Source organism: Phenylobacterium koreense, from assembly GCF_040545335.1.
In the GTDB taxonomy this organism is placed as follows: Bacteria; Pseudomonadota; Alphaproteobacteria; order Caulobacterales; family Caulobacteraceae; genus Phenylobacterium; species Phenylobacterium koreense.
Genome location: NZ_JBEPLU010000001.1, coordinates 1,495,519 through 1,518,567 on the forward strand (window position 1 = coordinate 1,495,519; position 23,049 = coordinate 1,518,567).

Annotated in this window: 24 protein-coding genes and 1 pseudogene; 15 read left to right on the top strand and 10 right to left on the bottom strand. The window is 67.3% G+C overall.

Translation table 11 applies throughout. From position 1 onward, the window contains the following. Positions 1 to 19: 19 nt before the first annotated feature. From ABID41_RS07395 to ABID41_RS07410, 4 genes are all read right to left on the bottom strand, one after another. Positions 20 to 706: a lysozyme inhibitor LprI family protein gene (locus ABID41_RS07395; RefSeq protein ID WP_354297368.1), complete on the bottom strand. Its 687-nt coding sequence runs from the start codon at positions 704 to 706 to the stop codon at positions 20 to 22. Positions 707 to 811: 105 nt separating this feature from the next. Continuing rightward, positions 812 to 1,207 carry a GFA family protein gene (locus tag ABID41_RS07400; RefSeq protein WP_331929750.1) on the bottom strand — a complete coding sequence of 132 codons (396 nt, stop codon included), beginning with the start codon at positions 1,205 to 1,207 and terminating at the stop codon, positions 812 to 814. Between the two features lie 124 nt (positions 1,208 to 1,331). Further along, complete coding sequence (locus tag ABID41_RS07405; protein WP_331929748.1) at positions 1,332 to 1,643, bottom strand: DUF1905 domain-containing protein; 312 nt, start codon at positions 1,641 to 1,643, stop codon at positions 1,332 to 1,334. A 3-nt stretch (positions 1,644 to 1,646) separates the two neighbouring features. Further along, on the bottom strand, positions 1,647 to 2,207 hold the full coding sequence (locus ABID41_RS07410; RefSeq protein WP_331929746.1) for a DUF1003 domain-containing protein: 561 nt from the start codon (positions 2,205 to 2,207) through the stop codon (positions 1,647 to 1,649). A 123-nt stretch (positions 2,208 to 2,330) separates the two neighbouring features. Here ABID41_RS07410 and ABID41_RS07415 point away from each other — a divergent pair, with 123 nt between their 5' ends. The 9 genes and pseudogenes from ABID41_RS07415 to ABID41_RS07455 all read left to right on the top strand — a co-directional run bounded on the left by ABID41_RS07415 (position 2,331) and on the right by ABID41_RS07455 (position 12,364). Next, positions 2,331 to 2,864, top strand: a complete 534-nt coding sequence (locus ABID41_RS07415) for a GNAT family N-acetyltransferase (protein ID WP_331929752.1) — start codon at positions 2,331 to 2,333, stop codon at positions 2,862 to 2,864. 220 nt (positions 2,865 to 3,084) lie between these two features. Next, the gene (gene sucC, locus ABID41_RS07420) at positions 3,085 to 4,284 is read left to right on the top strand and encodes an ADP-forming succinate--CoA ligase subunit beta (RefSeq protein WP_331929744.1); all 1,200 of its coding nucleotides are present in this window, start codon (positions 3,085 to 3,087) and stop codon (positions 4,282 to 4,284) included. Then, complete coding sequence (gene sucD / locus ABID41_RS07425; protein ID WP_331929743.1) at positions 4,284 to 5,162, top strand: succinate--CoA ligase subunit alpha; 879 nt, start codon at positions 4,284 to 4,286, stop codon at positions 5,160 to 5,162. The genes sucC and sucD overlap by 1 nt, the downstream gene beginning before the upstream one ends. Before the next feature lie 111 nt (positions 5,163 to 5,273). Then, positions 5,274 to 8,228 carry a 2-oxoglutarate dehydrogenase E1 component gene (locus tag ABID41_RS07430; RefSeq protein WP_331929741.1) on the top strand — a complete coding sequence of 985 codons (2,955 nt, stop codon included), beginning with the start codon at positions 5,274 to 5,276 and terminating at the stop codon, positions 8,226 to 8,228. Positions 8,229 to 8,284: 56 nt separating this feature from the next. After that, positions 8,285 to 9,505, top strand: coding sequence for a 2-oxoglutarate dehydrogenase complex dihydrolipoyllysine-residue succinyltransferase (gene odhB / locus ABID41_RS07435; RefSeq protein ID WP_354297369.1), 1,221 nt, complete (start codon positions 8,285 to 8,287; stop codon positions 9,503 to 9,505). 64 nt (positions 9,506 to 9,569) lie between these two features. Then, positions 9,570 to 10,982, top strand: a pseudogene (gene lpdA, locus ABID41_RS07440) (dihydrolipoyl dehydrogenase); the annotation flags it as partial. Positions 10,983 to 11,050: 68 nt separating this feature from the next. Continuing rightward, positions 11,051 to 11,329, top strand: coding sequence for a hypothetical protein (locus ABID41_RS07445; protein ID WP_331931959.1), 279 nt, complete (start codon positions 11,051 to 11,053; stop codon positions 11,327 to 11,329). 10 nt (positions 11,330 to 11,339) lie between these two features. Continuing rightward, entirely contained in the window at positions 11,340 to 11,543 is a 204-nt protein-coding gene (locus ABID41_RS07450; protein WP_331931960.1) for a hypothetical protein, read from the top strand. Between the two features lie 107 nt (positions 11,544 to 11,650). Then, positions 11,651 to 12,364 carry a protein kinase family protein gene (locus ABID41_RS07455; protein ID WP_331931961.1) on the top strand — a complete coding sequence of 238 codons (714 nt, stop codon included), beginning with the start codon at positions 11,651 to 11,653 and terminating at the stop codon, positions 12,362 to 12,364. Here the strand turns inward: ABID41_RS07455 and ABID41_RS07460 are convergent. Further along, positions 12,361 to 13,098, bottom strand: a complete 738-nt coding sequence (locus tag ABID41_RS07460) for a hypothetical protein (protein WP_354297370.1) — start codon at positions 13,096 to 13,098, stop codon at positions 12,361 to 12,363. The two genes, ABID41_RS07455 and ABID41_RS07460, sit on opposite strands and share 4 nt — an antisense overlap. An 8-nt stretch (positions 13,099 to 13,106) precedes the next feature. Continuing rightward, positions 13,107 to 13,958: an HpcH/HpaI aldolase/citrate lyase family protein gene (locus tag ABID41_RS07465; protein WP_435529981.1), complete on the bottom strand. Its 852-nt coding sequence runs from the start codon at positions 13,956 to 13,958 to the stop codon at positions 13,107 to 13,109. A gap of 57 nt (positions 13,959 to 14,015) precedes the next feature. On the opposite strand from ABID41_RS07465, the gene ABID41_RS07470 reads away from it, so the two are divergent. Continuing rightward, the gene (locus ABID41_RS07470; protein ID WP_331930140.1) at positions 14,016 to 14,399 is read left to right on the top strand and encodes a DUF2237 family protein; all 384 of its coding nucleotides are present in this window, start codon (positions 14,016 to 14,018) and stop codon (positions 14,397 to 14,399) included. Between the two features lie 19 nt (positions 14,400 to 14,418). Here ABID41_RS07470 and thpR read toward each other — a convergent pair whose 3' ends face one another. Next, positions 14,419 to 14,955, bottom strand: coding sequence for an RNA 2',3'-cyclic phosphodiesterase (thpR, locus tag ABID41_RS07475; RefSeq protein WP_331930142.1), 537 nt, complete (start codon positions 14,953 to 14,955; stop codon positions 14,419 to 14,421). Positions 14,956 to 15,073: 118 nt separating this feature from the next. Here thpR and ABID41_RS07480 point away from each other — a divergent pair, with 118 nt between their 5' ends. Further along, complete coding sequence (locus ABID41_RS07480; protein ID WP_331930144.1) at positions 15,074 to 15,823, top strand: Bax inhibitor-1/YccA family protein; 750 nt, start codon at positions 15,074 to 15,076, stop codon at positions 15,821 to 15,823. A gap of 92 nt (positions 15,824 to 15,915) precedes the next feature. Here ABID41_RS07480 and ABID41_RS07485 read toward each other — a convergent pair whose 3' ends face one another. Beyond that, positions 15,916 to 16,251: a DUF2794 domain-containing protein gene (locus ABID41_RS07485; protein ID WP_331930146.1), complete on the bottom strand. Its 336-nt coding sequence runs from the start codon at positions 16,249 to 16,251 to the stop codon at positions 15,916 to 15,918. 396 nt (positions 16,252 to 16,647) lie between these two features. Between ABID41_RS07485 and ABID41_RS07490 the strand changes: the two genes are divergently transcribed. Beyond that, positions 16,648 to 17,400: a hypothetical protein gene (locus ABID41_RS07490; RefSeq protein WP_331930148.1), complete on the top strand. Its 753-nt coding sequence runs from the start codon at positions 16,648 to 16,650 to the stop codon at positions 17,398 to 17,400. Here ABID41_RS07490 and ABID41_RS07495 read toward each other — a convergent pair. Together ABID41_RS07495 and acnA are read right to left on the bottom strand one after the other, a co-directional pair. Further along, positions 17,390 to 18,082, bottom strand: a complete 693-nt coding sequence (locus tag ABID41_RS07495) for a DUF1223 domain-containing protein (protein ID WP_331930150.1) — start codon at positions 18,080 to 18,082, stop codon at positions 17,390 to 17,392. The two genes, ABID41_RS07490 and ABID41_RS07495, sit on opposite strands and share 11 nt — an antisense overlap. A 150-nt stretch (positions 18,083 to 18,232) precedes the next feature. Continuing rightward, entirely contained in the window at positions 18,233 to 20,917 is a 2,685-nt protein-coding gene (acnA, locus tag ABID41_RS07500; protein ID WP_331930152.1) for an aconitate hydratase AcnA, read from the bottom strand. Between the two features lie 211 nt (positions 20,918 to 21,128). On the opposite strand from acnA, the gene ccmA reads away from it, so the two are divergent. The 3 genes from ccmA (at position 21,129) to ABID41_RS07515 (ending at position 23,014) form a co-directional block, all read left to right on the top strand. Further along, on the top strand, positions 21,129 to 21,746 hold the full coding sequence (gene ccmA, locus ABID41_RS07505; protein ID WP_331930154.1) for a heme ABC exporter ATP-binding protein CcmA: 618 nt from the start codon (positions 21,129 to 21,131) through the stop codon (positions 21,744 to 21,746). Next, positions 21,743 to 22,408 carry a heme exporter protein CcmB gene (gene ccmB / locus ABID41_RS07510; protein WP_354297371.1) on the top strand — a complete coding sequence of 222 codons (666 nt, stop codon included), beginning with the start codon at positions 21,743 to 21,745 and terminating at the stop codon, positions 22,406 to 22,408. The genes ccmA and ccmB overlap by 4 nt, the downstream gene beginning before the upstream one ends. 102 nt (positions 22,409 to 22,510) lie before the next feature. Beyond that, on the top strand, positions 22,511 to 23,014 hold the full coding sequence (locus tag ABID41_RS07515) for a Spy/CpxP family protein refolding chaperone (protein ID WP_354297372.1): 504 nt from the start codon (positions 22,511 to 22,513) through the stop codon (positions 23,012 to 23,014). The last annotated feature ends 35 nt before the right edge of the window (positions 23,015 to 23,049 follow it).

Genomic DNA, 23,049 nt, shown 5'->3' on the forward strand with positions numbered 1-23,049 from the left:
CGGCAAAGGCCGGACCCGATCACCAGGTCGGGTCCGGACCGTCGGCCATCGCGTTCAAGTCCGCGATGCGCTGATCGTAGAGCGAGGCGAGCGCCTGGGGCGAGCGCTGGGCGGCGTCTTCCCGCATCGCCATGAAGTCCCGTTGCTCGGCCTGGAGCTGGCGCAGGGGAACTCCCGACCTCACCGCGCGATCGAAGGCACGGGCCATGTGCCGGTCGGCCGCGGCGAGCACCGCATCCGTACAGATCAACTCCTCGGCCAGTGATTCCGCACGGCGGCAGTCGAAGCTCGGACGAATGGCCTGGGCCGGTTCACGCGCGACCGGGGGCCTAGGGGCCTGGCGCGCTCGCGGCGGCTCAGGCGGCCAGGGCGGCTCGGCCACCGGCGGCGGCTCGAAGGCGGGCGCGGGCTCAGGCGCGGCCGGCGCAAGCACTTCCGGCGGCCCGATGGGCGCTGTCGGCGCGGCCGCCTGCTGGCCTGCCTCGAGGGTTTCCGGCGACAGGGTTTCCAGCGGCGGACGCTCAGCGAATTTCGGCTCCGGCGGCGGCTCGGCCATCTGCAGCTCGAGCCGCCGCTCGTCGTTCTGGGCGGCGGGGGCCAGCGCCGCGATGGCGCGCGTGAGGATTTGCGGGCGGGCCGCGAGACCAAGGCCGACGCCCAGGACACAGGCCAGCGCCACGCCGCCCGCCAGCGCCTTGCCGTTCATCCGCCGCCTCGGAGGCCGGTGGACCGGCTCGATCCTCAGGGGCGGTTCGTCATCCAAGTTCATGGCGAAGAACTAGGGCCGGCGGGCTGAACGAGGCCTGAACCGCTAGAACCACATGTCGCGGACGCAGCGACCGTCCCGCGGCAAGTCCTTGAAGCTCTCCAAGCCATCGAAATGGTCGATGGGTAGCCTGGCGACCGCCTCGGGATCGGCGAGGCGCACATTAACGGCCATGCGGCGGCGATTGCCCGCGTGCAGCCGCATGCCCCGCCAAGCAAGGACGCAGGCGCAGGTCGGGCAGAAGAGGATCTCCAGCCCGGGGTCCTCCTTGCGCTTGTAGGAGCCGGTCGGGCCTTCGAGCCGGATGCGCTCGTTCTCGTAATCGTAAGCCCAGAGCGTCCCATAGCGACGGCAGAGCGTGCAGTTGCAGGCCGTCACCGGACCAGGATCGCCCTCCATGCTCCAGTGCGCGCCGCCGCAATGGCAAGAGCCGGTCAGCATGGGCGTTCTCCCGTGGTGGCGTTCTCCTATTTTAGGCTGGCGGACTGGCCCGGGAAACCAGGAGCGATCGCCCATGGCGCGTCAGGGGGAGAAGGATCAAACGCCGAGGAGTGAATTCGCACCGTCAGCGGACGAGTCTGACGGTCATTTCCACCTGGATGCGGTCGCCCGCGGTGACATTGGCCTGGCGGCGGACGGCGTCTTTCAGGGGCAGGAAATAGGTGTCGGGCTTGGGGAAGAGGGAAGTGGTGAAGGTGGTCTCGCCGATCCTGGCCGCCACGGGGATCACGCCCCATCCATAAGAGACCGCCTTCGCGACCCGGCGCACTTCCTGCGCGGCGGCCTGGGGCAGCGGGGCGAAGAAGAAGGGCGCAGGGCCGCGCCAGGTGATCACCTCGGCCTCGAAGCTCAGCTCGATCATCGGCTCGCCGGGCATGGCTCACGCTCTTGGCAGGCGTTCGGCCAGCAGCCGGGTGAGCAGCTCGATCTGTTCCTCCTGTTTGGCGACGAGCATTTGCAGTTGCTCGTTCCTCATCTGGTCGAGCTTGTCGTGCAGGGCCATGATCTCGATCTCGCACTTCAGATTGACTTCGTAGTCGTGAGCCGCATCGAGGCGGTCCTTCGCCGCCTGGCGGTTCTGGCTCATCATGATGATCGGAGCCTGGACCGCGGCCAGCATCGACAGCATCAGGTTCAGGAAGATGAAGGGATAGGGGTCGAACGCGGCCCGTCGCAGCAGCAGATTGCCGCCGACCCAGATCGCCAGGGCAAGACCGAAGGCGATGATGAAGGTCCAGGACCCACCAAAGGTCGCCACCTGGTCGGCCAGCCTCTGGCCGAAAGTCAGCCTGTCCTGGAAAGCGTCATTGATGTTCTTGGATATGGGCTTGCGCGTCATGGCGCGGTTCAGCGCCCGCTGTTGGTGCGCGCTCAACTCGCTGATGGGCTTGCCGAACCAGTGATGGGCCGCTTTGCCAATATCGTGGGGCAGGTCGGACATCGGTCGTCTCCTTCTCGCCCGTATCTTGCGAGCGGGCGCGGGCCAAGCCAACGCCGAAAGATGGGACTGCAGACGCATGGCGAGGCCTGGCGTCACCATGCGAAGCGCGCGAAGGTCGGCGCCATGAGTCTTGGCCCGACCCTGGAAACCGCCCGCCTGATCCTGCGCCCGATCGCGCCGGAGGACTTCGAGCCCTGGGCGGCCTTCGCCGCCGACGAGGAAGCCGCGCGCTTCCTGGGCGGCCCGCAACCGCGCGAGGTCGCCTGGCGCTCGATGTCGACCATGGCCGGGTCCTGGGTGATCCGCGGGTTCGGCATGTTCTCGGTGATCGAGAAGGAGAGCGGCCGCTGGGCCGGACGGCTTGGCCCCTGGCGGCCGGAGGGCTGGCCCGGCACCGAGGTCGGCTGGGGCGTCGCGCGCGAGTTCTGGGGCCGCGGCTATGCGCCAGAGGGCGCGGCGGCGGCGATCGACTGGGCCTTCGACCAACTCGGCTGGACCGAAGTGATCCACTGCATCGATCCGGGCAACGTCAATTCGCAGGGCGTCGCGCGCAAGCTCGGCTCGACCATCCTGCGCCATGCGGTCCTGCCGCCGCCCATCAACGACAGCGTCGACATCTGGGGCCAGACGCGGGAACAGTGGCGCACGCGAAGGTAGAATTTTCCTAAGCGCGATCTGCCTTCAGGCAAGCTTTTCGGCCCCTGCGGAGCTCACGCGGGGTCAGGCTTGAAAAGCTTTGCGTTAATTGGCGTAACCTCGATCGCAATACGGGGTTTTATTGGCCCCGTGCGGTTGCCAGGGCCGTCCCTGGCGCCTATAACCCCCGCCGTCCGCCAGGTCCCTGGCGGGCCTTCCCCCTCACGCGTTACGCGGCCTCATGAACATTCACGAGCATCAAGCCAAGTCCGTCCTCTCAGAGTTCGGCGTGGCGGTTCCGCGCGGCTATGCCGCCTTCTCCGTTGACGAAGCGGTCAAGGCCGCCAAGGACCTCGGTGGTCCGGTTTTCGTCGTAAAGTCCCAAATCCACGCTGGCGGACGCGGCAAGGGCCGCTTCGAGGGCCTCGGGCCTGACGCCAAGGGCGGCGTCCGCGTCGTCAAGTCTGTCGATGAGGTCAAGGCCAACGCCGAGGAAATGCTCGGCCGCGTGCTGGTGACCCACCAGACCGGCCCCAAGGGCAAGCAGGTGAACCGCCTCTACATCGAGGAAGGCGCTGCGATCGCCAAGGAATTCTACCTCTCGCTGCTGGTCGACCGTGAGACGAGCCGGGTCTCGGTCGTGGCCTCCACCGAAGGCGGCATGGACATCGAGGAGGTCGCCCACTCGACCCCCGAGAAGATCGCCACCTTCTCCATCGACCCGGCCACCGGCGTCTTCCCGCACCACGGACGGGCCCTGGCCAAGGCGCTCGGCCTGACCGGCGGTCTCGCCAAGGAAGCCGCCACCCTGCTCTCGCAGCTCTACACGGCGTTCCTCGCCAAGGACATGAGCCTGCTGGAGATCAACCCGCTGATCGTCACCGCCGACGACCATCTGCGCGTCCTGGACGCCAAGGTGAGCTTCGACTCCAACGCCCTGTTCCGGCACCCGGACATCCAGGCGCTGCGCGACGAGAGCGAAGAGGACCCGAAGGAAATCGAGGCCTCCAAGTTCGACCTCAGCTACATCGCCCTGGACGGTGAGATCGGCTGCATGGTCAACGGCGCGGGCCTGGCCATGGCGACCATGGACATCATCAAGCTCTACGGCGCCGAGCCGGCGAACTTCCTGGACGTGGGCGGCGGCGCCGACGAGCCCAAGGTGACGGCGGCCTTCAAGATCATCATGGCCGACCCGAACGTGAAGGGCATCCTGGTCAACATCTTCGGCGGCATCGCCCGCTGCGACATCCTCGCCAACGGCGTGGTCAACGCGGTGAAGCAAGTCGGCCTGTCGGTTCCTCTGGTGGTCCGCCTGGAAGGCACCAACGCCGAACTCGGCAAGAAAATCATCAATGAGAGCGGTCTGAACGTGATCGCGGCGAACGACCTTTCGGACGGCGCTGAAAAGATTGTCAAAGCCGTGCGGGAGGCGAACTGATGTCCATCCTCATCGGTAAAGAGACCCGCGTCATCTGCCAGGGCATCACCGGCTCGCAAGGCACCTTCCACTCCGAGCAGGCCATCGCCTACGGCACCAAGATGGTGGGCGGCGTGACCCCCGGCAAAGGCGGCCAGACCCACATTGGCCTGCCGGTGTTCGACACCGTCCAGGAAGCCGTGAAGGAAACCGGCGCCGACGCCAGCGTGATCTATGTCCCGCCGCCCTTCGCGGCCGACTCGATCCTGGAAGCCATCGACGCCGAGATCCCGCTGATCATCTGCATCACCGAGGGCATCCCGGTGGCCGACATGATCAAGGTGAAGCGCTCGCTCTCGGGCTCCAAGTCGCGCCTGATCGGCCCGAACTGCCCGGGCGTCCTGACCCCGGACGCCTGCAAGATCGGCATCATGCCGGGCAACATCTTCAAGAAGGGCTCGGTCGGCGTGGTCTCGCGTTCCGGCACCCTGACCTATGAAGCCGTGTTCCAGACCACCCAGGTCGGCCTCGGCCAGACCACGGCGGTCGGCATTGGCGGCGACCCGGTCAAGGGCACCGAGTTCATCGACGTGCTCGACATGTTCCTCAAGGACCCCGAGACCGAGTCGATCATCATGATCGGCGAAATCGGCGGCTCGGCCGAGGAAGATGCGGCGGAATTCATCAAGAATTCAGCGATCAAGAAGCCTATGGTGGGCTTCATCGCTGGCCGCACGGCGCCTCCGGGCCGCCGCATGGGCCACGCTGGCGCCATCATCTCCGGCGGCAAGGGCGGAGCTGAGGACAAGATCGCCGCGATGGAGGCAGCGGGCATCCGCGTGTCGCCGTCTCCGGCGAAGCTGGGCGAAACCCTTCTGCAGGTGCTGAAAGGCGCCTGACGGCCAACCGGGCGCCTGGACGGCGCCCGGTGACAACCTAAGTAGTATGGGCGGTCCGCGCTCGGCTCCTTCGTTCTGAAGTCCGTGCTACGGGCCCCGGGAACGGACGAAATGGCGGACGACGGCAGTCTGATCAACGAGGTGCTCGCGGAGACCTCATTCCTCTATGGCGGCAACGCCGCCTTCGTGGAGGATCTCTATGCGAAATGGGTGGCGAACCCAGCCTCGGTAGACGCCTCCTGGCAAGCCTTCTTCGGATCGCTGAACGACCGCGCCGACGAAATCAGAGCCGCCGCCGGCACGCGCTCGTGGACGAAGCCGGGCGCCCCGGCGGCCCGCCCCGACTGGCTCTCGGCCATCGACGGGCTCTGGCCCGCGGTCGAAGCCAAAGTCGGCGCCAAGATCGCCGAACGCGCCGCTCCGACGGCCTCGCCGGAATCGGTCCGCGCCGCCACGCTCGACTCCCTGCGTGCGATCATGATGATCCGCGCCTACCGGATGCGCGGCCACCTGCGCGCCAACCTCGACCCGCTGGGCATCACCACGCCTGAGGGCGACGCCTCGGAGCTGGATCCGGCCACCTATGGCTTCACCGAAGCCGACTATGATCGTCCGATCTTCCTCGACTACGTGTTGGGCCTAGAGACCGGCACGATCCGCGAAATCCTCGATATCGTGAAGCGCACCTACTGCGGCGACATCGGCGTCCAGTACATGCACATCTCAGACCCGGCCCAGAAGGCCTGGCTGCAGGAACGTATCGAAGGGCGCGACAAGGAGATCAACTTCACCAAGGAAGGCAAGATCGCCATCCTGAAGAAGCTGATCGAGGCCGAAGGCTTCGAGCGCTTCCTGCACAAGCGCTATCCCGGCACCAAGCGCTTCGGCCTGGACGGCGGCGAGGCGATGGTCCCGGCGCTGGAGCAGATCATCAAGCGCGGCGGCGCCCTGGGCGTGCGCGACATCGTCCTCGGCATGCCGCACCGCGGCCGCCTGAACGTGCTGGCCGCCGTCATGGCCAAGCCCTACCACGTCATCTTCCACGAGTTCCAAGGCGGCTCGTCGGTGCCATCGGACATCGAGGGTTCGGGCGACGTGAAGTACCACATGGGCGCGTCCTCGGACCGCGCCTTCGACGGCAACGCCGTCCACCTGTCGCTGACCGCCAACCCGTCGCACCTGGAAATCGTCAACCCCGTGGTGCTGGGCAAGGCCCGCGCCAAGCAGGCCTTCACCCTGCGCGATGCGCCGGAAAGCGGCCGCAGCCACGTCCTGCCGCTGCTGATGCACGGCGACGCGGCCTTCGCCGGCCAGGGCGTGGTGGCCGAGTGCTTCGCCATTTCGGGCACCAAGGGCTACCGCACCGGCGGGACCATCCACTTCATCGTCAACAATCAGATCGGGTTCACGACGGCGCCGCAGTACAGCCGCTCCTCGCCCTACCCGTCGGATGTGGCGCTGATGGTCGAGGCGCCGATCTTTCACGTGAACGGCGACGATCCGGAAGCCGTGACCTTCGTCGCCAAGGTGGCCACCGAGTTCCGACAGCAGTTCGGCAAGGACGTGGTCATCGACATGTTCTGCTACCGGCGGTTCGGGCACAACGAAGGCGACGACCCGACCATGACGTCGCCCTTGATGTACGCCAAGATCAAGGACCATCCCTCGACCCGCGAGCTCTACAGCCGCCGACTGGTCGCCGAGGGCGTGACCACGGACGCGGAAGTCGCCGGCTGGCTGACCGAGTTCGACGAGTTCCTCGACAAGGAATTCGACGCCGGCAAGACCTACAAGGCCAACAAGGCCGACTGGCTGGACGGCAAGTGGGCGGGACTGGCCCTGCCCGAGGGCGACGAGCGCCGCGGCGACACCAGCGTGCCGCTGCAAAAGCTCACGGACCTGGGCGCCAGAATCACAGCCATCCCCGAGCGCCTTGACGTCCACAAGAACGTCAAGCGGGTGATCGAGAACCGCCGCGCGGCTATCGAGGCCGGTGAGGGCCTCGACTGGGCGACCGGCGAGCACCTCGCCTTCGCCAGCCTGCTCGACGAAGGCTTCCCGGTACGCCTGGCCGGCCAGGACAGCGTGCGCGGGACCTTCACCCAACGGCACTGCGACCTAGTCGACCAGACGACGGAAGAGCACTACACCCCGCTCGCCAACCTGCGCCCCGGCCAGGCCCATTTCGAGGTGATCGACTCGGCCCTATCGGAAGAGGCGGTGCTGGGCTTCGAGTACGGCTTCTCGCTGGCCGACCCGAAGACTCTGACCCTGTGGGAAGGCCAGTTCGGCGACTTCGCCAACGGCGCACAGGTGGTGATCGATCAGTTCATCTCGTCGGGCGAACGCAAGTGGCTGCGGATGAGCGGCCTCGTCATGCTGCTCCCGCACGGCTACGAGGGCCAAGGCCCCGAGCACTCCTCCGCCCGCCTTGAGCGCTTCCTGCAGCTCTGCGCCGAGGACAACATGCAGGTGGTCAACTGCTCGACCCCGGCGAACTACTTCCACGTCCTGCGTCGCCAGATGCGCCGTGAGTTCCGCAAGCCGCTGATCATCATGACGCCGAAGTCGCTGCTGCGGCACAAGAAAGCGACCTCGACCCTGGCTGACATGGCCGAGGGCTCGTCCTTCCACCGCGTGCTGAACGACGACGCCGAGCGCGGCGCCAACACCTCGGTGAAGCTCGTCGCGCCGGAGAAGATCCGCCGCGTCGTGCTCTGCTCGGGCAAGGTCTATTACGACCTGCTGGACGCACGTGAGGAAAAGGGCGTCGACGACGTCTACATCATGCGCCTCGAGCAGTTCTATCCGTGGCCGGTGAAGTCGCTCTCCAGCGAGCTGTCGCGCTTCCCGAACGCGGAACTGGTCTGGTGCCAGGAAGAGCCGAAGAACATGGGCGGCTGGACCTTCGTCGACCCGTGGCTGGAGCTCACCCTCGACCGCCTGAAGATCAAGGCAAAGCGCGCCCGCTATGTCGGCCGCCCGGCCTCGGCTTCCACCGCGGCCGGCCTGATGAGCCGGCATATGAAAGAACTGCAGAACTTCCTCGCGGAAGCCTTCGCCTAAGGCGTCTGCGTTTCAAACATAAGTAACAGAGCGAAAAGAGAGACAGGAACCTTCCAATGGCTGACATTATGACCCCCGCACTGGGAGAGTCCGTCACCGAGGCGACGGTGGCGCGCTGGACGAAAAAAGCCGGCGATGCAGTCCGGAAGGACGAAATCCTGGTCGAGCTCGAAACCGACAAGGTGAGTCTCGAAGTCGCCGCCCCCGCGGACGGCGTGCTCGAGTACATCGCGGCCGAGGAAGGCGCGACCGTCGAGCCGGGCGCGGTGCTTGGCCGCCTGGCCGAAGGCGCCGCCGCCAAGGCCGCTCCGGCCCCTGCCCCGAAGGCGGAAGCTCCGGCGCCTACGCCGGCCGCCGCTCCGGCCCCAGCTCCCGCGCCAGCCGCCGCAGCTCCGGCCGCCGCGCCGCTGGCCCCCTCGGCCCAGCGGATCGTCGCCGAGAACAACCTGAACGCCGGCGCCATCGCAGGCACTGGCAAGGGCGGCCGCGTCACCAAGGGCGACGCGCTGGCGGCCCTGGAAGCCCGCGCCGCCGCTCCGGCCCCCGCGCCGGCGCCGGCCGCGCCGCGCGAGATCCATGAGCGTGAAGAGCGGGTCCGCATGACCCGCCTGCGCCAGACGATCGCCCGCCGACTGAAGGAAGCCCAGAACGCCGCGGCCATGCTCACGACCTTCAACGAGGTCGACATGAGCGCGGTCATGGCGTTGCGCAACCAGTACAAGGACAGCTTCGAGAAGAGCCACGGCGCCCGCCTGGGCTTCATGAGCTTCTTCGTCAAGGCGGTGATCCACGGCCTGAAGCACGTGCCGGACGTCAACGCCGAGATCGACGGCGCGGACATCATCTACAAGAACCACTACGACATCGGCGTCGCCGTTGGCACCGACAAGGGTCTGGTGGTTCCAGTGCTGCGTGACGCCGACGCCCTGTCGCTGGCCGGTATCGAAAAGGGCATCAGCGCCCTCGGCAAGAAGGCCCGCGACGGTCAGCTCGCCCTGGACGACCTGCAGGGCGGCACCTTCACCATCTCGAACGGTGGGGTCTATGGCTCGCTGATGTCGACGCCAATCCTGAACGCCCCGCAGTCCGGAATTCTGGGCATGCACAAGATCCAGGAACGCCCGATGGTCGTGAACGGCCAGATCGTGATCCGCCCGATGATGTACCTGGCGCTCAGCTACGACCACCGCGTCGTGGACGGCCAGGGCGCCGTGACCTTCCTGGTGAAGGTCAAGGAAGCCATCGAAGACCCGCAGCGCCTGCTGCTGGACGTCTAAATTCGGGCCGCTCGTCGGCTATCGCATTTCATGACGGCGGGGCTTCACGCCTCGCCGTTTTGCTAAGGACTGGAAGAGCATGGCTCAATACGACGTGATCATCATCGGCGGCGGCCCAGGCGGGTACAACGCCGGCATCCGCGCCGGACAGCTCGGCCTCAAGGCGGCTGTGGTCGAAAAGCGCGTCACCCTGGGCGGCACCTGCCTCAACGTGGGCTGCATGCCCTCGAAGGCGCTGCTGCACGCCTCGGAACTCTACGAGGCGGCCGGCGGCGAGTTCGCCACGCTGGGCATCGAGGTGAAGCCGAAGCTGAACCTCGTGCAGATGATGAAGCAGAAGGCCGAGTCGGTGACGGCCCTGACCAAGGGCATCGAGTTCCTGTTCAAGAAGAACAAGGTCGACTGGGTGAAGGGCTTCGGCAAGATCACCGGCCCGGGCAAGGTGGAGGTCACCGCCGAGGACGGCGCGGTCACCTCGCTGGAAGCCAAGAACATCGTCATCGCCACCGGTTCGGAACCGACGCCGCTGCCGGGCGTGACCATCGACCAGCAACGAATCGTCGACTCCACCGGCGCCCTGTCGCTGCCCGAGGTCCCCAAGAGCCTGATCGTCATCGGAGCGGGGATCATCGGCCTGGAGTTGGGCTCGGTGTGGCGGCGCCTGGGCGCCAAGGTCACCGTGGTCGAGTTCCTCGATCGCATCACCCCCGGCATGGACAACGAAACCGCCAAGACCTTCCAGCGCTCGCTGACCAAGCAGGGCATGGAGTTCAAGCTGGGCGCCAAGGTCACCGGCGCGAAGGCCGGCAAGTCGAGCGTCTCCCTGACGGTCGAGCCCGTCGCGGGCGGGGCCGCCGAGACCCTGGAAGCCGACTACGTCCTGGTGGCGATCGGCCGGCGTCCGTACACCGAGGGCCTGGGCCTGGAGACCGTGGGCGTCACCCCGGACAAGCGCGGCTTCATCGAAACCGACCACTTCAAGACCTCGGCGCCGGGCGTCTGGGCCATCGGCGACGCCATCCATGGCCCGATGCTGGCCCACAAGGCCGAGGAGGACGCCGTCGCCTGCATCGAGATGATCGCCGGCAAGTACGGCCACGTGGACTACAACCTGGTCCCGAGCGTGGTCTACACCTACCCGGAAGTCGCCTGGGTCGGTAAGACCGAGGAGCAGCTCAAGGAAGCGGGCGTCGCCTACAAGGTCGGCAAGTTCCCGTTCACCGCCAACAGCCGCGCCAAGATCAACCATGAGACCGAAGGCTTCGCCAAGGTCATCGCCGACGCCAAGACCGACGAGATCCTGGGCGTCCACATCATCGGCCCCCAAGCCGGCGAGATGATCGGCGAATACTGCGTGGCCATGGCGTTCAAGGCGGCGAGCGAGGATATCGCCCGCGTCTGCCATCCGCACCCGACCCGCTCCGAGGCCGGCCGCCAGGCCGCCATGGGCGTAGAAGGCTGGACGATGCAGGCCTAAGTGGCGGCGAGTTAGCTTTCGGCGGGAAGCAACCGGGGCTAGAGTCCTCCACTCCAAGGAGGATTGCTATGGTCGGTTCCTTCCTGCTGATCGCGGCGACCATCGCCATGACGCCCGCGCCGCGGGCATGTCCTCCTGAGGCGAGCGTTCAGGCCGCCTTCCCCGCCGCTCCGAACGCCCTCCTGCGACCGCAGGACCGCCGCGGCGACCGAGGCGCCCAGACCCTGGGCAGCATGCCCAAGGCAGATCTGCACCAGACCGTCATCCGTTCGATCGACGGCTGCCCGATCTCCAGCAGAATCCGCGAAAACGTGCAGGGCGACGGCCGCTTCGCCCGCCCCCGCTGACAGGACGGCCATGACCGACATCGATACGGCGAACACGCGCCTGGACGCTCGCCAGCGACGCCATGACCGACTGTCGGCGCGGCTGGCCAGCCTGGGCGACGACGAGCTCACCACGCTGCTTGCCGGCGCGCCGGCCTGGCGCAACCACATCCACGGCAACCAGTCCGGCGTGATCCAGAGCGAGGGAAGGTCTTCGTCAAGAAGATCGCCCTGACGGATGTCGAACAGGCGGCCGGCCCCGGGGCGACGGCGAACCACTTCGGCCTGCCGACCTTCTATCAGTACGGCGTCGGTTCGGCCGGCTTCGGCGCCTGGCGCGAGTTGAGCGCCTATCTGCAGGCCAGCGATTGGGCTCTGTCGGGCGCCTGCCCCTACTTTCCGCTGCTGCACCACTGGCGGGTGGAGTCGAGGGCCAGCCGCCCACCGCTGCGGCCCGAGCAACTCGACTGGCTGGAAAAGGCGCCTGCCTATTGGGACGGCTCGGACGCCGTGCGGGCGCGGCTGGACGCGATCGCGGCGGCGCCGGCCAGCTTGGTGCTCTTTCTCGAACACGTCCCCGAGACGCTGGACGCCTGGATGGCCCGCCGGCTCGAAGCCGGACTGGACCCGGCTCTGGAAGCCAGGGCGCTCAGCCTGCACAACCAGGTTCAGGAGGCGGCCGCCTTCATGAACGCGCAGGGGATGCTGCATTTCGACCTGCACGCCTTCAACGTGCTGACCGACGGCGAGCAGTCCTATGTCGCCGATTTCGGCCTGGCCCTATGCGCGGGCTTCCAGTTGAGCGCGGACGAGCGGGCGTTCTTCGAAACGCACCGTCTCTATGACCGCTGCTTTGCGGCGTGGGACTTCGCCGAGCGGTTGACCGCGAGGACCGCCGCGCCGGCGGCCCTGCCCTCTGAGATGCGCGCGATGGTCGAACGCCACACCGACCTGACCGGCGTCTTCGGGCGCTTCTTCCGTGGCCTGACGGACGGCCGCAAGAGCGGCCCCTATCCGGCCGCCGAGCTTGAGGCCGCCTTCGCCGCCCTGACCTAGTTCCGCGACATCACCACGCCCAGGCGCGCGCCGCCTTCGGTGAGTTCGCCGGTCCACTCGCCATTGCCGAGCGGGGTGAGGGTTAGGGTGACCGCACCGGCGCCCGGCGAGGGATAGAAGCTGGCGGTGAGCTGGGTCCCGATCTTCTGGATCGCGGCGAGGAAGCCGGACGAATCGCGCGACCCCGGCCGGCGTGGGTCGCGCCAGGCGCCCTCCAGGCGGCCGTTGTTCTTGTCCACCAGCAGCAAGGTGTAGACCGCCTGCCCCGCGTCGGAGCGGAGGGTCCAAGCGCCGTCCAGCGGCCCTTGCATCCCCTGGGCGGCGGCGAATGACGAGCGCATCCGGTTCTCATAGCCCTGCTCCGCCGAATTCATCGGCCGGTCGGGCGTCCGGTCGTACTCGTCGACGAAGACTGGCTCTGCGAGGCTTGGCGAGAGGTTCGGCGGGGGCGGAGCGTAGGTGCTCGACGACGGGGCGTAAGGCGCAGCGATTTGCGGGCGCGGACCGTAGGGGTACGGCGCAGCCACCGGCGGCGCAGGGGTCGGGCGCGCGACTGCGGGCGGCGGGGCTCGCGGCGCCGGGACCGGAAGCGGCGGGGTTGGGGTCGCAGGCGCAGGCTGGCCGACCTGGTCGAGGATATTCCCGATGGGATCGGACGCGTCCTGAGCGAAGGCGGTCGCTGGCGCGCCAGCCAAGACCAGCAACAGGATCGAAGCTCTCAGTACCAGGTTCAAAACTCGCCTCACGCGGCGGCGATGGCTTCAGACACGGCGATGACGCGTCGCGCCTCCGCCAAGTGCAGCCGTTCCACCATGCGCCCCTCGACCTTGATCACACCCTTAGCCGCGTTCTCCGGCAAATCGAAGGCGGCGACGATGGCCTGCGACCATGCGATTTCCTCCCCGGTCGGACTGAAAGCGCGATTGGCCGTCTCGATCTGGCGGGGGTGGACGAGGGTCTTGCCGTCGAAGCCGAATTCGACGCCCTGGTCGCACTGGGCGGCGAGCCCTGCATCATCGTCGATGCCGTTGAAAACCCCGTCGAGCACCGAAAGGCCGTAGGCCCGGCCGGCGGCGATGATGAGCGACAGCGGCCCGGCCAGGGCGGTCCGCGCAGGGCTGAGCCGGCAGCGCATCTCCTTGGCCAGATCGTTGGTCCCGACCACCAGGGCCTCCAGCCCTGCGCCCGCGCCGGCGATGTGGTCGAGGGCGAAGAGCGCCGAGCAGGTCTCGATCATCGCCCACAGCGGAATGTGCGCCGCCTGGGCCGCGCCATAGGCGGTCACGTCGTGGGCGGAAGAAACCTTGGGGACCAGGATCGCGTCCGGCCTGGCCTCGATGGAAGCGGCGAGATCCTGCAGCCCCCAGGGCGTTTCGAGGCCATTGATTCGGATCACCACCTCGCGGCGGCCGAACCCGCCGGCGGCGACCGCGGCGGCGGCCTGGTCTCGCGCCTGCTCCTTGGCGTCGGGCGCGACGGCGTCCTCGAGGTCGAGGATGACCACGTCGCAGGGCAGTTCCCGGGCTTTTTCGATCGCGCGTGCGTTGACGGCGGGCATGTAGAGGGCGCTGCGGCGCGGCCGGGCTGAGATCACGGCAGGTGAGCTCCGTCAGGATGGCGAAGAGCCAGTCATAAGGGTTAGGATGGTGTCATGACCACCCGCTATGACGCCGGCGCCAGAAACGTGTTGGGGGGCGAGCTCACGCCCTGCTCGCTGGACCCGGTGACCGGGTTCTTCCGAAACGGCTGCTGCGAAACCGGCCCGCACGACCTGGGTCTGCACACTGTCTGTGCGGTGATGACCGAGGACTTCCTCACCTTCTCGAAGATGATGGGCAACGACCTTTCGACGCCTGTGCCGGAATACGGGTTCGCAGGCCTGAAGCCCGGCGACCGCTGGTGCTTGTGCGCCCCACGCTGGAAGGAGGCCCTGGACGCCGGCGCCGCGCCCCAGGTGGTGCTGGAGGCGACGCACGAGGAGACTCTGGCGATCGTGCCGCTGGGCGTGCTGAAGGACCACGCCGTCCAGGCGTGAGGCCGCAGCCTCGGCTGCTTCAGAATAGCGGATACTCGCGTTCCAGGCGGTACCAGGAGCCCTGGTCGGACTGCCAGCTCGAATAGAGGCCGAAGCTGGTCACGCGGAAGGGCGGCGTGCGCAGGAGGTTGTTGTCCTGGATCCAGCGGGCGACCTCGGCCGGATTCGGCCGCCGCAGATAGGCCAGGGTCACGTGGGGCTTGTAGGCGCGGCTGTCCGGCTTGAGGCCGGCGCGCCGGGCGGCGACCTCACAGGCGCGGGCCAGATGGCGCAGGCCCTCGTTCTCTTCCACCCCGGCCCAGACCGCGTTGATGTCGGCGCCTTCGCCGAACGCTCCGACCCCAGTCAGCGACAGTTCCAGCGGGCCGCCACCGATGGTGGTCAGTTCCGCATCGAAGTCCGAAGCGACGTTCTCAGGCACATCGCCGGCGAAGCGCAAGGTGATGTGAAAGGCCTCCGGCGGGCGCCAGCGCGCGCCGGGAAGATGATCCTGCCTAGGCGTCAACTCGGCGGAGATGTCTTCGGGAATAGCAACTGCGGCGAAGAGTCGGATCATGAAGACTACCTGAGGTGCTGACGTAATCGTAATCGACGCAACCTTGCACGTTTGGCCGCAGATCACGATATTTGGAGGCGCGCCCGCTAGGGGCGCTTCTAAAAGGGCCTTGTCTCTGATGAGCGACTATAACCGCGGCTACGCGCGCACGGTCCCCGCAGATCGCGCCGACATGTCGGTGGACGCGGGTCTGCGCAGCTTCATGCTTGGCGTCTACAACAAGGTGGCGCTGGGCCTCCTCCTTTCCGCCGCCTTGGCGTTCCTGACCGGCAGCTTCCCACCGGTCCGCGACCTGATGTTCTCGGTCGCCGCTAACGGCCGCGTCGGCTATACGCCGCTGGGCATGATCGTGGCGTTCGCGCCGCTGGCCGTCATGCTGTTCGGCGCCTTCGCGCTTCGTAACCCGACGCCCCGTTCGGCTGGCATTCTCTACTGGACCATCGTCAGCCTGATCGGCGCCGGTCTAGGCGTCCTGACCTTCGTTTATACGGGCGCCTCGATCTTCTCGACCTTCCTGATCACGGCAGCGGCGTTCGGCGGCCTCTCGCTGTTCGGCTACACGACCAAGAAGGACCTGACCGGTTTCGGCAGCTTCCTGATCATCGGCCTGTTCGGCCTGATCATCGCCAGCGTCGTGAACATGTTCCTGCACAACGGCGCGATGGGCTTCATCATCAGCGTCCTGGGCGTGTTCATCTTCGCGGGACTGATCGCCTACGACACCCAGCGCCTGAAGATGAGCTACTACGAACTGGGCGGCGACGAGAGCTCGATGGCGGTGGCCACGAACTACGGCGCGCTCAGCCTGTACATCAACTTCATCAACCTCTTCCAATTCCTGCTCAGCATCTTCGGCGACCGCCGCTAAGCCCTGAGACGGAACGAGAGTTTCGGAACCCCGGCGGACCCCCGCCGGGGTTTTTCCTTGGGCGGACGCCCTCTCCTGGCCGGAAGAGAGCCCTAATCCACGACCTTGAAGCGACCCTTGTCGAAGAAGCGGAGCACCTGCTCCAGTTCATGACCGCGGCGCAGGATCATGCCGCCCTGGCCGATCACCGCCCAGGCGCCTTGGCGGCGCGCCAGGGCGGGACGTTTCTCGATGCGATAGAGCGGGGCCTCCGAGGCGCGCCGGAAGACCGAAAAGACACAGGCGTCGCTGAGGGCGCCGATGCCGTAATCGCGCCATTCGCCGGCGGCGACCATCCGCCCATAGAGGGCCAGCAGCCGATTGAGTTCTCGGCGCTCAAAGAAGACCTGAGCGGTCCGGGCAGGCTGCTGTTGTGGTTCAAGCGCCATCGAGGACCAAGCCTGCCTCAAATCCAGGCGCACGACAAACTCTCAGTTCGCCCGGCGTTGCGCAGCCGCCACGCCGATCTCGAATCTAAAGAAACCGTAACCCGGCGCCATGGAATGACCTTATTTCGGTCTCCGACGCGCCTGATCCACTATCCATAGTCTCACTGTCGGTTGGTCGGAACCTGCTGGTCCCGGATCCTGAACAGCCCCCCCAGCCCCCCTGGATCGTGGGCTTCGGCCAACCGGCGCTTAAGCCCCCACTGCGAGCCCGTACGGATCCCCCCTCCCGTGCGGGCTTCGTCGTATTTGGAACCTGCGCCAGAGCCGCCGCCGCGCGAGCCACCACCTTGGCTTGAAGATTGCAGGTCACCGCCCGTAGATGGCGCGGGAGATCCAATGCGACACAACCTTATCTTGCGGCCCCTCACCTGGGCGATTCTGCTCGCGATGGCCGTCGGGAGTCCTGCGGCCGCAGAAGGCCCGGCATCGCGAGACGCCATCGCCCAGGAATTCCGCACCTTTCCGCTCTATCAAACGATCGAGCGGCGCTATCCCGAGACATATGCGGCGATCCTGAATCTGATGGTCGATGGAACGAACAGGGGGCGTCGCCACCGAGATCTCGTCGCGGATGGGCATGCAAGGATCGTCGCTCTCCTCGCCGAACAGGCCCCCAAGGCGAACGTCGAAAACACCCTGCGCATGGCGGAGATCACCCGCGACGAAGCCAGGGCGGTCCTCGCGAAGGACCCGGCCACCTGCCTGGTGTTGCTCGGGCTTCGCCCCCACGACATCGCGATGACCGACGCGCTTCCCGAGGCTCTGTTGAAGAAGGAGCAGGCGATCATGGCCCAGCTCCTGGAACAGACCGCGGTCGCCCCTGAGCAAACACCGGTGAAGGCGCTTGACGACAGCGCGGCCGAGAAGCTTGGCATAAAGGCCTACGACCGGCTGCCGGATGACCAGTTGAGAGCCGCCTTTCTGCGTATAGGCGGCGATCCGAAGAACGCGAACGACCCGGTCAGCCAGACTGCGTTCTGCGAATTCACCATCGCGATGTTCGATATCATACTGGACATGCCGCCGGTCGAAGCGGCCCAGATATATAAGGCCTTCAACGCATTAGGCGCCGAGTCGGCTACTCCTTGACCTTCACCGCCAGGATACGGCCGCCGCCCGCGCCCTGCACCAGGACTACGGTGACAAGGCCGTCCTCCCCGGCCGTCGGCAGGCGGTAGGCGGTAGGCCGTCCGCGCCAGGCGCCGAGGCGCTTGAGCTCACGCACGACATTGCGATGCGCGACCGTCTGGCCGCGGTTGTCGCCCTTCTTGACCACAACGTCGTGTTCGCGCGGGTCGAAGCGCACCAACCAGACCTCCGCCCCGCCGCGCGGGACCCGGCCCGAACCGACATCCACCCGGCGTTCGCCGACGAACGCCATGTCCGGCGGATTGCGCGGCGCCTTCTGGGCCAGGGCGATGAGTTGCTCCACCTTCTCGGTCTGCAGCCCGCCGGCCTGGGCGCGGCCGTCGACCACCACCTGTGGCGTATAGGGCTCGCGCAGATTCAGCCGTTCGACATAGGCCTTCTGACGGGTGGTGAATTCGGGCCGGGCGAAGGTGTCGGGCCAGCCGAGATAGTCCCAGTAGTCGACCGCGAAGGTCAGGGCGAGCAGGTCCTCGCGCTTGGCCAGCTTGTTCAGGTGGGCGTTGGCCTCGCCGCAGGAAGCGCAGCCCTGGGCCGTGAACAGCTCCACCACCACGGGCGGCTTGGCGGCCGCGGCGAGGGGCGCGGCCCACAGGATCAGGCAGAAAAGCGCAGCCTTACGCATCGTGGCGCTATTAAGCGGACTTCCCTGGGGTTTTGATCTCAACAAGGCGTGACCGAGTTCGACAACGAAATAGGGGGCCCGCACGGAGTGCAGGCCCCCTTCAATGCGATGATCTACCCCTCTCCGCGGGAGAGGCAAACCACGTCTTCTTTAGGCGGAGCGGGCCAGGTTGCGCAGCACGTAGTTCAGCACGCCGCCGTTCTTGAAGTATTCAAGCTCGGTCGGGGTGTCGATGCGGCAGCGGACCGGGAAGCGCGCGATGCGGCCGTCCGACGGACGGTACATCTCGATAGTCAGTTGCTTGCGCGGCGCCAGTTCGGTGAGGCCACGGATCGTGACGATCTCCTCGCCGGTCAGGCCCAGCTTCTGCCAGCCGTCCTGGGTGAACTGCAGGGGCAGCACGCCCATGCCGACCAGGTTCGAGCGGTGGATACGCTCGAAGCTCTCGGCGATGACCGCACGAACGCCCAGCAGCTTGGTGCCCTTGGCGGCCCAGTCACGCGACGAACCGGTGCCGTATTCCTTGCCGGCGAAGACGACGGCCGGACGGCCTTCGGACTGGTAGCGCATGGCCGCGTCGTAGATCGACATGACGTCGCCCGACGGGAAGTGCTTGGTCACGCCGCCTTCGATTTCCGGAGTGATCTTGTTGCGGATCCGGATGTTGGCGAAGGTGCCGCGCATCATGATCTCGTGGTTGCCGCGGCGGGCGCCGTAGGAGTTGAACTCCGTGGCGGGCACTTGGCGCTCACGCAGATAGACGCCGGCCGGCGAGGTCGCCTTGATCGAACCGGCCGGGCTGATGTGGTCGGTGGTGATCGAGTCGCCGAAGACGCCGAGGATGCGGGCCTCGACCACGTCGGTGACCGGCGACGGCTCCATCTTCATGTCCTGGAAGTACGGCGGGTTCTGCACGTAGGTCGAACCCATGTCCCAGGCGTAGGTCTGGCCGCCGGACACCTTGATGCCTTGCCAGTTCTTGTCGCCCTTGAAGACGTCGGCGTAGCGGGTCGCGAACATCTTCTGGGTGACGTGCTTGCGCTGCAGGGCGGCGATCTCTTCCGAGGTCGGCCAGATGTCCTTCAGGTACACCGGCTGGCCGTCCTTGCCCTCGCCCAGGGACTCGGTCGCCAGGTCGATGTTCATCGAACCGGCCAGGGCGTAGGCGACCACCAGCGGCGGCGAGGCCAGGTAGTTGGCACGGACGTCCTGGTTCACGCGGCCTTCGAAGTTACGGTTGCCCGAGAGCACCGAGCAGGCGACCAGATCGTTGGCGTTGACCGCCTCGGAGATGGCTTCCGGCAGCGGGCCGGAGTTGCCGATGCAGGTGGTGCAGCCGTAGCCGACCAGGTTGAAGCCCAGGGCGTCGAGCGACTTGGTCAGGCCGGCGGCCTTCAGGTAGTCGGTGACGACCTGCGAGCCGGGAGCCAGGGAGGTCTTCACCCACGGCTTCACCTTCAAGCCCTTTTCGACGGCCTTCTTGGCCACCAGGCCGGCGGCGATCAGGACCGAGGGGTTCGAGGTGTTGGTGCAGGAGGTGATCGCGGCGATCACCACGTCGCCATTGCCGACGTCGAACTTCTCGCCGGCCACCGGCACGCGGGGCTCTTCGCCGGTCTTGCCGAAGTCCTTGGCCAGGGCGGCCTTGAACTCGGAGGCGGCGTCGGACAGCAGGACGCGGTCCTGCGGGCGCTTCGGGCCGGCCAGCGAGGGCAGGACCGCGCCCAGGTCGAGCTCGAGGGTGTCGGTGAACACCGGGTCGGCGTCGCCCGCCTCGACCCACATGCCTTGCGCCTTGGCGTAGGCTTCGACCAGGTCAGCGCGTTGCGGGTCGCGGCCGGTGGCGCGCAGGTAGTCGATGGTCGCCTTGGTGACCGGGAAGAAGCCGCAGGTCGCGCCGTATTCCGGAGCCATGTTGGCGATGGTCGCCTGGTCTTCCAGGGTCAGGCCGGCGAGGCCCGGGCCGAAGAATTCGACGAACTTGCCGACCACGCCCTTCTTGCGGAGCATCTGGGTGACGGTCAGCACGAGATCGGTGGCGGTGGCGCCGTCCGGCAGCGAGCCGGTCAGCTTGAAGCCGATGACCTCGGGGATCAGCATCGGGATCGGCTGGCCCAGCATGGCCGCCTCGGCCTCGATGCCGCCGACGCCCCAGCCCAGGACGGCCAGGCCGTTGATCATGGTGGTGTGGCTGTCGGTGCCGACCACGGTGTCCGGATAGGCGACAGTCTCGCCGCCATCTTCGTTCAGCCACACGGTCTGAGCGAGGTATTCCAGGTTCACCTGGTGGCAGATGCCGGTGCCGGGGGGCACGACGCGGAAGTTATTGAAGGCCGAGGAGCCCCAGCGCAGGAAGCGGTAGCGCTCGATGTTGCGCTCGTATTCGCGCTCGACGTTCTCGCCGAAGGCCTTGGCGGTGCCGAAATGGTCGACCATGACCGAGTGGTCGATGACCAGGTCGACGGGGTTCAGCGGGTTGATCTTCTCAGGATCGGCGCCGAGGGTGGTCATGGCGTCGCGCATGGCGGCCAAGTCCACGACGGCCGGAACGCCCGTGAAGTCCTGCATCAGGACGCGGGCCGGACGGAAGCTGATTTCGTGTTCGACGGAGCCCTTGTTGTCGAGCCAGGCGGCCAGAGCCTTCAGGTCGTCGGGAGCGACGGTGTCGCCGTCTTCGTTGCGGAGGAGGTTCTCCAGCAGGACCTTCATCGAGACCGGCAAACGCGAAACGTTCGAAAGACCGGCTTCCTCTGCGGCGCGAAGGCTGTAGTAGACGTAGGTCTTGTCGCCGACGGCAAGTTCGCGGCGGGTTTTCAGGCTGTCGTTAGACGCCATGTTCAGGGATCCTTCCTCTGTTCTCGGCCGCTCTTGGACCACATCGGGGATCGCGCGCTTTTCGAGGCGGACACACAGCGTACGCCCCTGCGCCGCGTACGCCCCCCAAGGTGGCGACGGCCGCGCGCGTCATAGCCCCTACGAACCGGGCCGTCCATGCGCGCGAGGTTCTTTCTCCGCTAGTTGAGAATCACCCGCAAGGAGCGGGCGTATGATCCAAGCTTTGACCATAGAAAACCTGGCCCTGCGGCGGGGCGGGCGGTTGCTCTTCGCGGGGCTGGAACTGCGCCTGGAACCCGGCGAGGCGGCTGCATTGGTCGGCCGCAACGGCGCGGGCAAGACCAGCCTGCTGCGGGCCATAGCGGGACTCGTGCCCGCCGAGACCGGCCAGATCGGCTTCGGGGGGATGGATCCCGAGGAGGCCCGGGCCAGCCACATCCATTTCGCCGGACACCAGGACGGGCAGAAGCCGGCGCGCACGGCCTGGGAGGAGCTTTCCTTCTGGACCCGCTGGAACGGCGCCTCGTACGAGGCGGCCCGTGAAGCCGCTGCGACCCTTGACCTGACCCGCTTGCTCGATCTCGAGGTTCGCCGCCTGTCGGCAGGCCAGCGGCGGCGGCTTTCGCTGGCCCGCCTGCTGGCTGCGCCGCGCCGTCTGTGGCTGCTGGACGAACCCTTGAGCCCCCTCGACGCCGACTGGCGCGTACGCTTCGGGGAGTTGATGGCCCAGCATCTGGCCCGCGGCGGACTGATCGTCGCAGCAGTCCATGATCCGCTTCCGATCACCGCCCGGTCCGTCGAAATCGCAGCTCCCGTGGAGAGCGCATGAACCGCGTCATCGCCCTGCTCTCGCGGGAGACCGCGCTCGCCTGGGGACGCGGCGGGGGGCCCATGGTCTCGCTCGGCTTCTATGCCGGGGTCGCGACCCTGCTGCCGCTGGCGACGGGCCCCGAGCCCGCGCGGCTGGCGGCCGTGGCGCCCGGCGCAGCCTGGGTCGCCCTGGCCCTCGCCGCCCTCCTCTCCCTCGACCGGCTATTCGAGAGAGACTTCGAGGACGGAGCGCTGGACCTGCTGACCCTCGCCTCCACGCCGCTGGAGATCGCCTGCGCGGTGAAGTGCCTGGGCCAATGGCTGGCGACCGCCGCGCCCCTGGCCCTGGCCGCGCCGGTGGCGGCGATCGCCCTAGGCGCCAAGCCCTCCATGACGCCCTTGATCTTCGCCTGTGCGCTGATGGGTGGCTTGGCCTTCGCCTTCGTGGGAGGAATCGGCGCAGCCCTGAGCCTGGGCGCGCGGCGAGGCGGACTGCTGACCGCCGTCATCGTGCTGCCGCTCTTCGTCCCGCCGGTGATTTTCGGCGGCGGTGCGCTGGACGCTTTCGCCAGCGGCCTGCCGTGGAAGGCCGGCTTCGCCCTGATGGCGGCGTATGCCGCCGGCGCCGTGGCGCTGGGCCCGATCGCCATGGCGGCGGCCTGCCGTAACGCCCTGAGCTGAGGCCCAAAGAGCCAAGCTCCAAAAAATTCAACCGATCCGCGACGGAACCCAAGGTGCGCGCCGTTGAAGCCTGCGAGGGACGGATCAACGGAGCCATTTCCCATGAAACTGAACAAACTCGCGCCCCTGGCCCTTGGCGGCGTTCTCATCGCCGGGACCATGGCCAGCGCCGCCGCGGCCCAGCAGCCGCAAGGGGCCCCGGCCCAGGCCGGCGCGGAAGCCAGGCGCGGCCACGGCGAATGGCGTCGCCCCGATCCTGCCGCCATGGCTGCACGCCGCGCCGACCATCTGCGCGCGGCCCTGCAGCTTCGCCCTGAACAGGAAGCCGCGCTGAAGGCCTATGTGGGCGCCGCTCAGTCCAAGCCGATGATGCCCGCCCCCGGCGCACGCAAGAAGTTCGCCGAGATGACTACGCCCGAGCGGCTGGACGCTCAGCGCGCCATGATGACCAAGCGCCTCGCCGCCTTCGACGAGCGCGTGGCGGCCACCAAGCGCTTCTACGCCCAGCTCAGCCCCACGCAGCAGAAGGCGTTCGATACGCTGCAGCAGCGCGGCGGCAAGCACGGCATGCGCGACGGACACGGCGGACACGGTCCGCGCCGCTAGGCTTCGCGTGCTAAAGGACGGGCATGCTGTTCAAG

What these genes read in the sequence shown, in the direction of transcription:
- ABID41_RS07485 (WP_331930146.1), bottom strand. Translation starts at nt 16,251, where the DNA reads ATGGCGCTTGAACCACAACAGCAGCCTGCCCGGACCGCTCAGGTCTTC.
- ABID41_RS07480 (WP_331930144.1), top strand. Translation starts at nt 15,074, where the DNA reads ATGAGCGACTATAACCGCGGCTACGCGCGCACGGTCCCCGCAGATCGC.
- ABID41_RS07430 (WP_331929741.1), top strand. Translation starts at nt 5,274, where the DNA reads ATGGCGGACGACGGCAGTCTGATCAACGAGGTGCTCGCGGAGACCTCA.
- ccmB (WP_354297371.1), top strand. Translation starts at nt 21,743, where the DNA reads ATGAACCGCGTCATCGCCCTGCTCTCGCGGGAGACCGCGCTCGCCTGG.
- sucD (WP_331929743.1), top strand. Translation starts at nt 4,284, where the DNA reads ATGTCCATCCTCATCGGTAAAGAGACCCGCGTCATCTGCCAGGGCATC.
- ABID41_RS07410 (WP_331929746.1), bottom strand. Translation starts at nt 2,207, where the DNA reads ATGTCCGACCTGCCCCACGATATTGGCAAAGCGGCCCATCACTGGTTC.
- odhB (WP_354297369.1), top strand. Translation starts at nt 8,285, where the DNA reads ATGGCTGACATTATGACCCCCGCACTGGGAGAGTCCGTCACCGAGGCG.
- ABID41_RS07470 (WP_331930140.1), top strand. Translation starts at nt 14,016, where the DNA reads ATGACCACCCGCTATGACGCCGGCGCCAGAAACGTGTTGGGGGGCGAG.
- ABID41_RS07400 (WP_331929750.1), bottom strand. Translation starts at nt 1,207, where the DNA reads ATGCTGACCGGCTCTTGCCATTGCGGCGGCGCGCACTGGAGCATGGAG.
- ABID41_RS07490 (WP_331930148.1), top strand. Translation starts at nt 16,648, where the DNA reads ATGCGACACAACCTTATCTTGCGGCCCCTCACCTGGGCGATTCTGCTC.
- ABID41_RS07415 (WP_331929752.1), top strand. Translation starts at nt 2,331, where the DNA reads ATGAGTCTTGGCCCGACCCTGGAAACCGCCCGCCTGATCCTGCGCCCG.
- ABID41_RS07515 (WP_354297372.1), top strand. Translation starts at nt 22,511, where the DNA reads ATGAAACTGAACAAACTCGCGCCCCTGGCCCTTGGCGGCGTTCTCATC.
- ABID41_RS07450 (WP_331931960.1), top strand. Translation starts at nt 11,340, where the DNA reads ATGACCGACATCGATACGGCGAACACGCGCCTGGACGCTCGCCAGCGA.
- ABID41_RS07405 (WP_331929748.1), bottom strand. Translation starts at nt 1,643, where the DNA reads ATGCCCGGCGAGCCGATGATCGAGCTGAGCTTCGAGGCCGAGGTGATC.
- ABID41_RS07495 (WP_331930150.1), bottom strand. Translation starts at nt 18,082, where the DNA reads ATGCGTAAGGCTGCGCTTTTCTGCCTGATCCTGTGGGCCGCGCCCCTC.
- ABID41_RS07395 (WP_354297368.1), bottom strand. Translation starts at nt 706, where the DNA reads ATGAACGGCAAGGCGCTGGCGGGCGGCGTGGCGCTGGCCTGTGTCCTG.
- acnA (WP_331930152.1), bottom strand. Translation starts at nt 20,917, where the DNA reads ATGGCGTCTAACGACAGCCTGAAAACCCGCCGCGAACTTGCCGTCGGC.
- sucC (WP_331929744.1), top strand. Translation starts at nt 3,085, where the DNA reads ATGAACATTCACGAGCATCAAGCCAAGTCCGTCCTCTCAGAGTTCGGC.
- ccmA (WP_331930154.1), top strand. Translation starts at nt 21,129, where the DNA reads ATGATCCAAGCTTTGACCATAGAAAACCTGGCCCTGCGGCGGGGCGGG.
- ABID41_RS07445 (WP_331931959.1), top strand. Translation starts at nt 11,051, where the DNA reads ATGGTCGGTTCCTTCCTGCTGATCGCGGCGACCATCGCCATGACGCCC.
- thpR (WP_331930142.1), bottom strand. Translation starts at nt 14,955, where the DNA reads ATGATCCGACTCTTCGCCGCAGTTGCTATTCCCGAAGACATCTCCGCC.